The 11,759-nt window shown below is 72.8% G+C and carries 12 protein-coding genes and 1 pseudogene; 5 read left to right on the forward strand and 8 right to left on the reverse strand.

Features of this window, described 5'->3' with window-relative positions; genetic code table 11:
- Positions 1 to 79: 79 nt before the first annotated feature.
- The gene (locus ABZ342_RS32255) at positions 80 to 934 is read right to left on the reverse strand and encodes an alpha/beta hydrolase (RefSeq protein ID WP_360480956.1); all 855 of its coding nucleotides are present in this window, start codon (positions 932 to 934) and stop codon (positions 80 to 82) included.
- Between the two features lie 53 nt (positions 935 to 987).
- Between ABZ342_RS32255 and ABZ342_RS32260 the strand changes: the two genes are divergently transcribed.
- Entirely contained in the window at positions 988 to 1,548 is a 561-nt protein-coding gene (locus ABZ342_RS32260; RefSeq protein WP_360480959.1) for a CGNR zinc finger domain-containing protein, read from the forward strand.
- A gap of 3 nt (positions 1,549 to 1,551) precedes the next feature.
- Here the strand turns inward: ABZ342_RS32260 and ABZ342_RS32265 are convergent, their stop codons facing one another.
- Genes ABZ342_RS32265 through ABZ342_RS32275 form a run of 3 tightly spaced genes read right to left on the reverse strand, consistent with a single transcriptional unit; the run spans position 1,552 to position 4,330 of the window.
- Complete coding sequence (locus tag ABZ342_RS32265) at positions 1,552 to 2,412, reverse strand: oxygenase MpaB family protein (RefSeq protein WP_360480962.1); 861 nt, start codon at positions 2,410 to 2,412, stop codon at positions 1,552 to 1,554.
- Positions 2,412 to 2,987: a TetR/AcrR family transcriptional regulator gene (locus ABZ342_RS32270; protein ID WP_155548678.1), complete on the reverse strand. Its 576-nt coding sequence runs from the start codon at positions 2,985 to 2,987 to the stop codon at positions 2,412 to 2,414. The genes ABZ342_RS32265 and ABZ342_RS32270 overlap by 1 nt, the downstream gene beginning before the upstream one ends.
- Positions 2,954 to 4,330 (reverse strand): amidase, encoded by a 1,377-nt coding sequence (locus tag ABZ342_RS32275; RefSeq protein WP_360480965.1) that lies wholly within the window; start codon positions 4,328 to 4,330, stop codon positions 2,954 to 2,956. The genes ABZ342_RS32270 and ABZ342_RS32275 overlap by 34 nt, the downstream gene beginning before the upstream one ends.
- 135 nt (positions 4,331 to 4,465) lie before the next feature.
- On the opposite strand from ABZ342_RS32275, the gene ABZ342_RS32280 reads away from it, so the two are divergent.
- On the forward strand, positions 4,466 to 5,494 hold the full coding sequence (locus ABZ342_RS32280) for a D-cysteine desulfhydrase family protein (RefSeq protein ID WP_360480968.1): 1,029 nt from the start codon (positions 4,466 to 4,468) through the stop codon (positions 5,492 to 5,494).
- 84 nt (positions 5,495 to 5,578) lie between these two features.
- Here ABZ342_RS32280 and ABZ342_RS32285 read toward each other — a convergent pair.
- Positions 5,579 to 6,139: pseudogene (locus ABZ342_RS32285) on the reverse strand (DUF998 domain-containing protein); the annotation flags it as partial.
- A 35-nt stretch (positions 6,140 to 6,174) separates the two neighbouring features.
- Complete coding sequence (locus ABZ342_RS32290) at positions 6,175 to 6,960, reverse strand: hypothetical protein (RefSeq protein WP_360480971.1); 786 nt, start codon at positions 6,958 to 6,960, stop codon at positions 6,175 to 6,177.
- A gap of 93 nt (positions 6,961 to 7,053) precedes the next feature.
- Here ABZ342_RS32290 and ABZ342_RS32295 point away from each other — a divergent pair, with 93 nt between their 5' ends.
- Together ABZ342_RS32295 and ABZ342_RS32300 are read left to right on the forward strand one after the other, a co-directional pair.
- Entirely contained in the window at positions 7,054 to 7,263 is a 210-nt protein-coding gene (locus ABZ342_RS32295; RefSeq protein ID WP_086675674.1) for a sigma factor-like helix-turn-helix DNA-binding protein, read from the forward strand.
- On the forward strand, positions 7,263 to 7,790 hold the full coding sequence (locus ABZ342_RS32300; protein ID WP_086675675.1) for a Clp protease N-terminal domain-containing protein: 528 nt from the start codon (positions 7,263 to 7,265) through the stop codon (positions 7,788 to 7,790). Before ABZ342_RS32295 ends, ABZ342_RS32300 begins: the two co-directional genes overlap by 1 nt.
- On the opposite strand, the gene ABZ342_RS32305 is transcribed toward ABZ342_RS32300, so the two are convergent.
- A complete protein-coding gene (locus tag ABZ342_RS32305; protein ID WP_155548682.1) occupies positions 7,787 to 8,407 on the reverse strand; it encodes a hypothetical protein in 621 nt (206 codons plus the stop codon). The two genes, ABZ342_RS32300 and ABZ342_RS32305, sit on opposite strands and share 4 nt — an antisense overlap.
- 61 nt (positions 8,408 to 8,468) lie before the next feature.
- Between ABZ342_RS32305 and ABZ342_RS32310 the strand changes: the two genes are divergently transcribed.
- Positions 8,469 to 9,914: a PLP-dependent aminotransferase family protein gene (locus ABZ342_RS32310; RefSeq protein ID WP_360480976.1), complete on the forward strand. Its 1,446-nt coding sequence runs from the start codon at positions 8,469 to 8,471 to the stop codon at positions 9,912 to 9,914.
- A 502-nt stretch (positions 9,915 to 10,416) separates the two neighbouring features.
- Here the strand turns inward: ABZ342_RS32310 and ABZ342_RS32315 are convergent.
- The gene (locus ABZ342_RS32315; protein ID WP_360480979.1) at positions 10,417 to 11,700 is read right to left on the reverse strand and encodes a hypothetical protein; all 1,284 of its coding nucleotides are present in this window, start codon (positions 11,698 to 11,700) and stop codon (positions 10,417 to 10,419) included.
- Positions 11,701 to 11,759 lie beyond the last annotated feature (59 nt).

Raw genomic sequence — 11,759 nt, forward strand, 5'->3', positions numbered from 1 at the left:
CGACGGCGGGCCGTGGCGGGCGTCACGGCGGGGAGGGAACTCCGGTCCCCAGCGCGGGGGACCGGAGCCCCCGGTGGTCTCAGGGGTCGAGGAACTTCCGCAGGTGGGAGACGACTTCGTCCGGCTGTTCCTCGGGCAGGAAGTGGCCGCATTCGGCCAGGGCCGTGCCCGTGACGTCGTGCGCGTACTCCTGCCAGATCTCCAGTGTCGGCAGGGTGCCGAGCAGGCCGTTCGCGCCCCAGAGAGCGAGAAGTGGCTGGGTGACGCGCTTTCCGGCGGCGAAGTCGGCGTCGTCGAGCTCGGCGTCGTCCGGGAAGGAGGCGCGGTAGTCGTCGAAACCGGCGCGGAGGGCGCCGGGCTGGGAGAAGGCGCGGACGTACTCGGCGACGGCCTCGGGGTCGAGGCTGTGGCGCTGGTAGGTCCAGCGTTCGTAGAAGTAACCGAGGTAGGCGGCGATGTTCTGGCCGGCGAGCAGCTCCGGGAGATCGGGCTGGAGGTGGAAGAGCCAGTGCCAGTAGGCCTGCGCGACGCCGGTGTCGAGGCGCTGCCACATCGCGCGGGTGGGAGCGATGTCGAGGACGGCGACGCGTTCGACCTGGTCCGGGCGGTCGAGGGCCCAGCGGTGGGCGACGCGGCCACCGCGGTCGTGCCCGGCGACGGCGACCTTCGGGTACCCGAGGTGCTCGGCGAGGGCGGCGATGTCGGCGGCCATCGTGCGCTTGTCGTAGCCGGTGCGGGGCTTGTCGGTGCGGCCGTAGCCGCGCAGGTCGGGGGTGATGACGGTGTGCGTCTCGGCGAGCGGCCCGACGACCCGGTGCCAGCAGTGCGATGTCTGCGGCCAGCCGTGGAGGAGGAACAGCGGCGGCCCCTCGCCGGCCTTGACGAAGTGCATCCGGATGCCGTTGACCGTGGCCATGCTTTCTAACCTGTCCATGCGGTTAGAAGGTAGCGGTTCCTCTAACCGTTCGCAACGGTTAGGGTGAAGGCATGGAGTGGGCTTTCGACGGCGGACGGCCGTGCCTCGACCTGGTCAACACGCTGCGCTCCCGGTACGCCGAGGGTGTGGAGCTGCTGACCGGGCCCGACGCGCTGGCGGAGTGGTTGTCCCTGGCGGGCTTCACGACGGGCCCGGTGCCGGTGACGGCGGGGAACGTGCTGGCGGCGAAGGCGTTGCGGGAAGCGGTGGACCGCGTCCTGCTCGCGGACGGGCTGCCGGCCGAGATGGACGTCGACCTGGTCAACAACGCGGCGGCCGCGGCGCCGGCGCCCCCGCCCCGCCTGGTCACGGCGGGCGGCCGCCTCCGCCGCGAGGTCCCGGCGGCGAAGGACCCGGTGGCGGTGGCGTTCGCGGCCCTGGCGGCGGACGCGATCGACCTGGCGGCGAGCGATGCGGCGGTTCGCATCTGCGCCGCGGACGACTGCGGGATCCGGTTCTGCGACGCTTCGCCGCGGCGCAACCGGCAGTGGTGCTCGATGGCCCGCTGCGGGAACCGGGCCAAGGCCCGCGCGCACTATGCCCGGGTCAGCGGCCGCGACGTCCAGGCGTGAAAGCTACGGCCTCGAGCCGGGGCCGTTGCCGCCCACCAGGCGCTCGTAGACCTTCGGGTGGGCGCGGAGCCAGACGTTGAGCTTGCCGATCCACCGCATGTGCGCCGTTCGCAGTCCCGCTGGCAGCGGGGTGGCGAGAGTCCGCACCACCCGGGCGAAACGCCGGAAGCGCCGCTGGTCGCGGAGAGTCCACTGGAGACCCAGGCGGTCGCGGAGTCCGGGTGGCAGCGTCGCCCGGATCAGGAACATCTGGGTCCGGGCGTGCCACCGCCACCACGAGCCGGGCAGCCATCGCACCGGCTTCGGGACGGTGTGGATCGTCTCGAAGAGCTCCTCGATCGCCGGATTCCCCGCGAAACCGGCCACCATGTCGTCGTAGTAGCGTTCGAAAGCCGCCCAGTCCGGCGGCAGGTCGCGTTCGCGCACGCCGAGCAGCCGTCCGACGTCGCACATCTGCGCGTAGTACTCCTCAAGCTCCACATCGGACAGTGGGCGGCCGAAGAACTGTTGCGCGTCAACGGGAACCTTCACCAGGGTCGCGTGCACCCAGGCGTAGGCCGCCGGGTTCAGCGCGCTGTACCGTCGTCCGTCCAGAGAACCCGTGAACGTGCGGTGCAGGGCACGCAACCGTTCCGCCTCCACCCGGGCCCCGGCCGGACCGCCGTAGACGTAGATCGACAGCGACGCGCCCGTCCGCATCAGCCGCGTCCAGGGATCCGACGTGTAGTCCGAGTGGTCGCGCACCCCCGCCGCGACGACCGGGTGCGCCACCTGCAGCACCAGCACCTGCCCGGCCAGCAGCCCGTCGCGGAAGTCGCCGAAGTACTTCCACGCCGCCGTGCCGCGGACGATCGGCCGCGCCATCAAGCCCCGCGGAGCAGCATCATCAGCGGTTCGGCCACCGGCGTGTCCGTCTCGCCGGTCGCCAGCCGCCGCAGCTGCAGCCCGGCGATCAGCGCGACCACGGGCCCGGCCAGCCGCTGCGGCTCCGGCACGCCGACCGCCGACAGGATCGTCACGGCCAGCTCGTCGTACGCGGCGAAGCAGCGTGACGACGCTTCCTGCAGCTCGGGATCCCGGGCGGACTGGAGGTACAGCTCGTGCGCGCCGAGCTCGTCGGCGCCGAACGGCAGCTGCGCGATCACGTGCTCGACGACCGACGCCGCCTGCTCGACGCTGAGGCCTTCCGAGCGGTAGCCGTCGACGATCGCGCCCAGCTTCGCCGTTTCTTCTTCGACGAACAGCAGCATCGCTTCGCGCAGCAACGCCGTCTGGCTGGGGAAGTGGTAGGTGAGCGTGCCGAGCGAAACGCCGGCGGCGGCCACGATCCGGCGGTTCGTCAGACCGCCGACGCCGTGCTCGCCGACGACCGTCAGCGCGCCGCGCAGGATGGCGTCCCGGGTGCTTACCAGCTTGTCTCGGGATGCCGCTCCGGCCACCGTTCGACCTCTTCCAGTTGCGCGGCGAGCGAAACCAGCCGCTCCTCGGCGTGCGAGGGGCCGAGCAGCTGCGCGCCCAGCGGCAGCCCGTCTTCCGTCAGCCCGGCCGGGACGTTGACCCCCGGCCAGCCCAGCACGTTCCACGGCCAAGCGTACGGGCAGGCGGCAATCATGGCCTGGTCGGTCTCCCAGCCGGACAGCCCGTCGAACGTGCCGATCGGCGGCGGCGGGGTCGCGGTGGTCGGGGTCAGCAGCACGTCGACGCGGCCGAACACCGAGCCGATCCGGCGGTGCAGCCCCGGCTCCAGCGCGCGGGCGAGCCGCAGCGCGGGCCCGGCCAGCAGGCGGCCGTGGCCGGCGTTGCTGCGCGTACGCGGGTCGAGGCCGGTGCGGTCGGGCACGCGCAGCGTCCAGTCGCGGACGCCGGTGAGCGAGCGCGGCAGGAACGTGAGGCCGATCAGCCCGTAGTCCGGCTCGACCTCGACGATCTCGTGGCCCAGCCCGGCGAGCGACTCGGCGAGCCGCCGCACGTTCGCCTCGACGACCGGGTCGAGGCGCGTCTTCGTTGCGGTGAAGGGAATCCGCGTCGACAGCCCGATCCGCAGCCGGCCGGGTTCACGCGCGGCGGCGGTCCGGAAGGTGGTGCCGGTGTCCGCGACGACGTCCAGCAGCAGGGCGGCGTCTTCGACGGTCCGGGCGAGCGGGCCGAGCACGGTCAGGCCGTGGAACAGTTCGCTTTCGGTCGGGATCCGGCCGCGCTGGGTCTTGATGCCGACGAGCCCGGTCCACGCGGCCGGGATGCGCACCGAGCCGGCGCCGTCGGAACCGAGCGCGGCCGCGATGGCCCCCGACGCCACCGCGGCCGCGCTCCCGCCCGAAGAACCCCCGGGGGTGTGGCCGGTGTGCCACGGGTTGCGCGTCACGCCGAAGGCCGGGCCCTCGGTGAACGGCCACTGGCCCAGCTCGGGGGTGTTCGTCTTGCCGATGATGATCGCGCCGGCCTCGCGCAGCAGCGCGACGGCGGGGGCGTCGGTGGTCGCGCAGGGGAACTCGCCGACGCAGCCGAACGACGTGGGCAGGCCGGTGAGGTCGACGTCGTCCTTGATCGCGACGGGCACGCCGAGCAGGGGTTTCCGGTCGCCGGTCCGGAGCCGCTGGTCGGCTTCGGCCGCTTCGGCGAGGGCCGCGTCGTCGCGCAGGTGCCGGAACGCGTTGAGCGTGGGCTGGCTGGCGTGCGCGCGTCCGAGGGCGGTGGCGGTCAGCTCGGCGGACGTGACTTCGCCGGCGGCGAGCTGCGCGGCCTGCTGGGCGAGACCGGTGAAGTCCAGGCTCGTAGCTGTCATGTCGGCCCCCGGAGGTCCTCGTTCGTTCGAACGAACGTTACCGGATACCCGCGGTCTTTGGCCACCCCGGTCGTGAGTGGGAGACCGGGTTGGAACCCGGTTTCCCACTCACGACGGCTGCGGCAGACTGGGCTCATGACGTTCGACTTCGCCGGATTCCCCGCTGCCGCTCTCGACGCGGTCCCCCGCGTCGACCTGGGCGGCTGGCCGACGCCGCTGCACGAGGCACCCCGGCTCGGCGAAGCCCTCGGCCTGCGGAACCTGTGGCTCAAGCGCGACGACGTCCACCCGCTCGGCGCCGGCGGCAACAAGCTCCGCAAGCTCGAATTCCACCTCGGCGCGGCCCGGGAAGCCGGCGCGGACACCGTGATCACCTTCGGTGCCCTCCAGACCAACCACGGCCGCCAGACCGCCGCCGCGTGCGCGAAGCTCGGCCTGCGCTGCGAACTCGTCCTCACCGCGAAGGTCCCGCGCGACGGCGAAGCGTACGAGCGTGGCGGAAACGTCCCGCTCGACAAGCTCTTCGGCGCGACGGTCCACGTCTGCGAAGACGGCGAGGAGACCGGCCGCACCTACGACCGGCTCGTCGCCGAAGCCGCCGCCGAAGGCCGGAAGGTCGCCACCGTCCCGGTCGGCGGCTCCAACGACCTCGGCGCGCTCGGTTACGTCCGCGCCACGTACGAACTCGCGAAGCAGCTCGAAGAACGCGGTGTCGAGCGCGCCCACCTGATCGTCCCGCACGCCAGCGGCGGCACGGCGGCCGGCGTGGCGCTGGCCGCCGGGCTCCTCGGGAACCTCGGCGTCGGCATCGCCTGCGTCAGCCACCCGCTCGACGAGGCCACGGAGAACCTCCACGACCTCGTCGCCGGCGCGGCCAAGCTGCTCGGCGTCGAACCGCCGCCGCTCACGCACACCAAGATGAGCGACTCCACCCTCGGCCCCGGCTACGGCATCCCGACCGACGCGGTCTGGAACGCGCTACGGCTTTTCGGCCGCACCGAGGGGGTTGTGCTCGATCCGGTTTACACCGGCAAGGTGGCCGCCGCGCTGATCGAATGGGCGGGCCACTTCGCCCCGGACGACCACGTGGTGTTCCTGCACACCGGCGGGATGCCCGGCCTGTACGGCTACACGCCCGAATTCGCGGCGGCCGTCGAAAGCTGACTCGAGCCGCGTCGCGACCTGAAGCAGCGTGAGCAGCAGCACCACGTCGGCGAGCAGCAGCAGCCGCTGCATGACGCCGATCGGGAACGCGTCCGAAACCTCCGGGAACGGCCCGACACCCGCCTCGCTCAGCCGCACGAACACGAAGCTGACCGCGAACAGCCCGAACGCGCCCGCGCTCAGCCGGATCGCGCGCACGACGGCGAGCCGCTCCGGCCGTCCCCGCAACGGTTCCAGCAGCGAGATCGCCGCGCCGGGCAGGCTCAGGAACGCGACCAGGCACGCGTAGAGGTGGATCTCGCCGCTCACCGGGTCGGGCGCCTCCGGGTAGCTCGCCGGGAACACCGCGGCCGCGGCCATCCCGAGCGACCAGAGCGTGAGCAGCAGCCGGGTCGTGCGCGACAGCGGGACACCGGCGGCGTGCAGCGCGCCGAGCACCGCCAGCGAGCCGATGGCCAGCGACAACACGCTCGCGGCGAGCATGCCTTCGCCCCGGTCGGTCACGGTGTAGCTCGACAGCGTGTCGTACACCGGGTCGTGCGAGCTGATGATGTGCAGCACCACGGCCGTGAACAGCCCCCAGCCGATCGCGCCCAGCGCCACGAGCCGCCACGGTCTCGTGCGCTTCCCCTGTTCCATCCCCATGCCATCCAGGTTCTCGAAGAACCGGACGGCCGTGATCAGGGAAGACCCTGAATTCCCCCGGATGCGAAGTCGATCAGCACCAGGGCCTGGTCGTCGTGGCGCTTCGGACGCGGCCAGCGCTCGCCGTCCGGGTCCTGCTTTTCCGCGGTCCGGACGGCGTCCAGCACGGCGTCCGGACCGTCGGCGCGGGTGATCGCCAGCACTTCCCGCCAGTCGAACAGCTCGTACTGGTCGACGCCGATGGAGACACCGTCGCTGGCGAGCACGACGGCGTCGACGTCGGTTCTCCGCCAGCTCCGGCGGACGGCGTGCGCGGCGGCGCCGGGGTCGGCTTCGGCGACCCAGAAGCCGTCGTGGGCGTTGCGCCGGCGCCGGACGTCGGCGCCGGTCTGGAGCATCCCGCGCCGCCGCAGCCGCGCGAGCCGGTCGTCCGAGACGACATCGACCCCGAAGTCACCGAAGCCGACGACCGGGCTGTCGGCCAGCACCAGCGCTTCGACGCGGTCTTCGAGCCACCGAACGGCGGCGACGGTGCTCGACGGCGACTGCTGCGGACGCAGGGCGTTCTCGGTCGTCACGACGGCGATCGCGCTGGTCAGGAGGTCGGTCAGGTCGGCTTCGGGGGCTGCGCCGAGGTCCTCGGCGAGACGCTGGGCCAGCCGTTCGGCGTACCAGCCGCCCGGGGGCAGCGCGGGGTCCGGCGAGGTGGCGCCGTCGAGGAGGAGCACGGCGTTGTCGAGGACGACGACGTGGTCTTCGGTCGGGCGGGGGTGGCCGTCGGCGCCCACCCCGGCCCGCTCGGCGATCACGATCTCGGGCATTGCCCGACTGTACGTCGCCCGTCCGGGAGCTTCGCGCTGGAGACTGTCAACTCAGGTTGACAACACCGCACCTGTCAACGTAGGTTGACAAGCATGACAGAAGCGACGGACCTGGCCGCCCGGGCCGGCGACCGCGATCCCCGAGTGGGGCTTCGCGCGGTCGCCGCGCTCCGGCGGCTGGTGGAACAACTGGAGGCCGTGCAGGTCCGCAGTGCGCGGATCGACGGCTGGTCGTGGCAGGAGATCGCCGCCGAGCTGGGGGTCAGCCGGCAGGCCGTGCACAAGAAGTACGGGAGGCACTGATGTTCGAGCGGTTCACGGCGGACGCGCGGCTCGCGGTCGTCGAAGCGCAGATGACGGCGCGGCAGTCCGGCTCGGTGGAGGTCGGGCCGGTGGACCTGCTGGCCGGGTTGCTCAAGACCGGGGTCCCCCTGCTCACCGAGCTGGGCGTCGCCACCGACGACCTGGCCGCGGAACTGGAGCGGACGCGACGGCGGGGCGGGGTCAGCGACGCCGACGCCGAGGCGCTCACCGAGTTCGGCATCGACGTCGAGCAGATCGTCGAAAGCGTCGAGCGGACCCACGGCGAGGGCGCGCTGGCCGGCCGGCTGGGCCCGGCCAAGCGGGGGCACGTCCCGTTCACGTCCCAGTCGAAGAAGACCCTGGAGCTGAGCCTCAAGGAGGCCGTCCGGCTGGGGGACAAGCACCTCGGGCAGGAGCACATCCTGCTCGCGCTGGCCCAGCAGCGCGGCACCGACGACGTCCTCGCCCGGCGCGGCGCCGACTACCTGACGCTGCGCCGGGCGGTGCAGCAGCGCAAAGCGGGTTAGCTCTCACGCCAGGTGGTCAGCGGCAGCAGCGCCTGGGTGAGCGGACCGATGGCCAGCGCGTAGAGCACGGTGCCGATGCCGACGGTCCCGCCGAGCAGGAAACCGATGCCGACCACGGTGACCTCGATGCCGGTGCGCACCAGCCGGACCGACCAGCCGGTGCGTCCCGCGAGCCCGGTCATCAGGCCGTCGCGGGGGCCCGGGCCGAGCCGCGCGCCGACGTACGTGGCGGTGGCGACGCCGTTCAGGAGCACTCCGCCGGCCAGCAGCGCGATCTGCCACACCAGGTCGTGCTGGTCCGGGAGGAAGGCCCGGACGACGTCGACCATCACCGAGATGACCACGACGTTCGCGATCGTGCCGATCCCGGGGCGCTGGCGCAGCGGGATCCACAACAGGAGCACGACCACGGAAATCAGCCCGGTGATCGTGCCGAACGTCAGCCCGGTGTGCTTCATGACGCCTTCGGCGAGCACGCTCCACGGCTCGAGGCCGAGGCCCGCGCGAGTCACGAAGGCGACGCTGGTGCCGTAGAGGGCGAGGCCCACGAGCAGCTGGGTACTGCGGCGGACGGGGTCGCGGGAGATCCGGACGGGCCGGAGATCGATCTGAGCCACATCTCCACTATCAGGGCAAGGTGGTCTGGTAAACCATAGCCACTTCGAGGATATTGGTCTTATGGAATCCGTCATCCCGGTAGGTGGACGCATCTCCGGTCCTCGATTGGCCGTCATGCTGGGCTCGTGGCGGCAAGGATCGCGGCAGGGGGCGGCCGACCTGGCCGGGGCCATCGAGCTGCAGGTGCTGGACGGCCAGCTCCCGCTCGGCACCCGGCTGCCCGCCGAGCGCGAGCTGGCCGACGCGCTCGGCGTCAGCCGGACGCTCATCGGCGCGGCCCTGGACCGGTTGCGGGAGAACGGGTTCGTCGCGAGCCGCCGCGGCGCGGGGTCGTGGATCGCCGCGCCCGGACGTCGTCGCCGCGGACCGCTCGCGCCGGTGCACGACGGTTCGATCGACTTCACCCACGCGTCTTCGCCGGCCATCGCGGGCATGGCCGCGGCGGTCGACGCGGCCCGCGTCGGGCTCGCCGACCACCTCGGTGACCACGGCTACCAGGAACGCGGCCTGCCCGGCCTGCGGGAGAAGGTCGCGCGGCGCTACACCGAACGCGGCCTGCCGACGACGCCCGCGCAGGTCATGGTCACCAACGGCGCGCACCACGCGTTCGTCCTGGTCCTGCGGATGCTCGCGGGCCCCGGCGACCGCGTGCTCGTCGAGCAGCCGACGTACCCGAACGCGCTCGAGGCGATCCGGGCCGCGCACGCCATCCCGGTGCCGGTGGCGCTCGACCCGAGCGGGGAGCGCGGCTGGGACATCGCGGGCGTCGACGCGGCGCTGCGCCAGGCGTCCCCGCGGTTCGCCTACCTCGTCGTCGACTTCCAGAACCCGACCGGCCTGCGCCTGGACGCCGAAGGCCGCGCCCGGCTCGGCACCGTGCTGGCCCGCGCGCGGACGCCGGTCGTGGTGGACGAGACGCTCGTCGAGCTGGACCTGGAGGGCGACCCCCTGACCGGGCCGCCGCCGCTGGCCGCGTTCGCCGGCGACCTGGCGATCTGCGTCGGCTCGGCGTCGAAGACGCACTGGGGCGGGCTGCGGCTCGGCTGGATCCGCGCGTCGGAAGACCTGCTCGGCCGCCTGGTTTCGGCGCGCTACGCGGTCGACCTCGGGTCACCGGTGTTCGAGCAGATCGTGCTGACCGAGCTGCTGGCCGACGAGGCCGCTCTGGCCCGGCGGCGGGAGGAGCTGCGTGGCTACCGCGACGCGCTGGCCGGCGCGGTGCACCGGTACCTGCCGGACTGGACGTTCACGCTGCCGGAGGGCGGCCTGTCGCTGTGGTGCCGCATGCCGGAGCCGGTGAGCTCACGGCTGGCGGTGGCGGCGGCGAGCCACGGCGTCCAGGTGGCGCCCGGCTCCCGCTTCGGCGTCCACGGTGGTCTGGAGCGGTGGATCCGGCTGCCGTTTTCCTTGCCACCGGACAAGATCGACGAGGCGGTCCGGCGGCTGAGTGCCGCCGCGGCGTCGGTCAGCGGCACCCCGGAATCACTGGCGGCGCCGATCGCCTGAAACGGACGAACCGGTGCGCTGGATGCGAGCCTGCTCCCAGGGATGGGCGGCGTTCATGTGCATCCAGCGCACCGGTTCATTCGTACACACCCCCGTTCGCGGACGTGACCCCGCTCGCGGGTAACCGCTGGCTTCCCGGCACAGCCCCTCGACGTGCCGGGAAGCCCGCGGTTCAGGCGCGCTCTCGGTACTGCGAGATCTCGCTCGGCGCGGTGAGCGAAAACTCCCGGAGCACGCCCGGTGTGGGTCCCGGCGCCACGGGGGCAGCGCGGCGCCGGGACCGGGATCCGACCCGGCCGGGCGCGGTCGGCCGGTCGGAAAGACTGTGGTTTCGCATGGGTTTACGCCCCTGGGGTACGTCGGACGCGGGTGAGCGTCACGAGACGTGAAAGAGTCACGAATTTCGTACTGGAACTGGGGAATCGTCACGCGATCACCGCGTGGCCGTGCGTCGAGTTGATCTTGTTTTGGACGCAGTTCTCCCCGGCTGCCCGGTTTGGGGTCAGTCGGGAGAGGTGGTGGGCAGGGCGGCTTCCCTGCCCGCGCCGTCGACGTCGTGGTCGCGGCTGGCGCCGATGAGCTTCAGCTGGGTGGTGGTGGCGTCGTCGGTGTGGACGGCGAACTGGTGGCGGACGCCACCGGGGCCGTCGTGGCCGGGAGCGGCGGTCGGGGCCGGCGCGCTCGGGGCGCTGGTGCCGCCGGGCAGGCCCGGGGTGCTGTCGCCGCCGCCGTTGCGGGCGTGCACGCCGGAGTCGCGCGGCTGCTCCTGCTGGGCGGGCCGGGTGTTCTGCACCTCGACGAGGTGCACGACCGCGACCCGGGAGGTCTGCTGGGTCGTCGCGGGCGTCTCGGTGGACGCGGTCTCGGCGACGGCCGGGGTGGTGGTCTGCTGGGTAACGGTCTCGCCGGCGACAACGCCGGGCACGGTGACCGTGACGCCGCCCGAGTTCGAGCTGCCGCCCAGGATCGGGTCGAGGATGTCGTCGAGGGGGAGCAGGACGGGCGCGTCCGGGTTGTTCGCGGGCGGCTGGGTGAGCGGCGCGAGAACGGTGTGGGACAGCGTGTCCGTGACGGTGCTGACCGTCTGCAGGGTCCCGCTGACGGTCGTGGTGACCGTGTTCAGCGTGCCGCCGACCACGTTGACGACGCCGCCGAGGAGCCCGCCGAGCAGGCCGTCGCCGGAGGAGGAGGTCTTGGTGGTCGTCGACTTGGCTGCGGGTTCGGTGACGAGCTTCGTCGCGGACGTGACGGTGCCGACCAGCCCGTTCAGCAGTCCGCCGCCGGAGGAGGTGGCCTTCGTCGTGGTCGCGGGTTCGGCCGCCGGCTCTTCGGCGGGCTGAGTGTCCTTCGTGGACTCGGTCGCGGTCGTTCCGGGTGCCGCGGCGGTCTTGTCGGCCACTGTCGCGTCGGCCACGGTCGCGTCGGACTGGGTCTCGTCGGACTGGGCCTTGTCGGACGGCTGCGCGCACCGGTCGGCGGCTTCGCGGTGGCTCTTGTGGTGCTTGCCGTGCGCGAAGAGCTTCGCGGAGTGGTCCACAGTGGAGGAGGCGGCGGGGGCGGCCGGGCAGCTCGCCGTCTCGGCGGCCGAAGCGGCGCTCCCGGACAGCGCGCCGGTGAGCAGCCAGCCCGCCAGCGTCAGGCCGCCGGCGATCACGATCTTGGCCGCGGGACGCTGCAGGGCCGCAGTCCACGGGCGGGGCGTGCGTACGCGCGAACGAGGGGACTCACCCGCTGTGAGCGCGGGCCGTGCGAGGACGCTGCGGCACGCGTTCGCCGTGCTCCCCACCGCCACCACCACCGTCCGCGCCTGAAACTCTCGCGATGCCCGCTCGAGTCTGTTCTTGC

Origin of the sequence: Amycolatopsis sp. NPDC005961 (assembly GCF_040629235.1) — a bacterium.
Lineage (GTDB): Bacteria > Actinomycetota > Actinomycetes > Mycobacteriales > Pseudonocardiaceae > Amycolatopsis > Amycolatopsis camponoti.

Coding starts and splice junctions, on each gene's coding strand:
- ABZ342_RS32255 (WP_360480956.1), bottom strand. CDS start 934: ATGGACAGGTTAGAAAGCATGGCCACGGTCAACGGCATCCGGATGCAC.
- ABZ342_RS32260 (WP_360480959.1), top strand. CDS start 988: ATGGAGTGGGCTTTCGACGGCGGACGGCCGTGCCTCGACCTGGTCAAC.
- ABZ342_RS32265 (WP_360480962.1), bottom strand. CDS start 2,412: ATGGCGCGGCCGATCGTCCGCGGCACGGCGGCGTGGAAGTACTTCGGC.
- ABZ342_RS32275 (WP_360480965.1), bottom strand. CDS start 4,330: ATGACAGCTACGAGCCTGGACTTCACCGGTCTCGCCCAGCAGGCCGCG.
- ABZ342_RS32280 (WP_360480968.1), top strand. CDS start 4,466: ATGACGTTCGACTTCGCCGGATTCCCCGCTGCCGCTCTCGACGCGGTC.
- ABZ342_RS32290 (WP_360480971.1), bottom strand. CDS start 6,960: ATGCCCGAGATCGTGATCGCCGAGCGGGCCGGGGTGGGCGCCGACGGC.
- ABZ342_RS32295 (WP_086675674.1), top strand. CDS start 7,054: ATGACAGAAGCGACGGACCTGGCCGCCCGGGCCGGCGACCGCGATCCC.
- ABZ342_RS32300 (WP_086675675.1), top strand. CDS start 7,263: ATGTTCGAGCGGTTCACGGCGGACGCGCGGCTCGCGGTCGTCGAAGCG.
- ABZ342_RS32310 (WP_360480976.1), top strand. CDS start 8,469: ATGGAATCCGTCATCCCGGTAGGTGGACGCATCTCCGGTCCTCGATTG.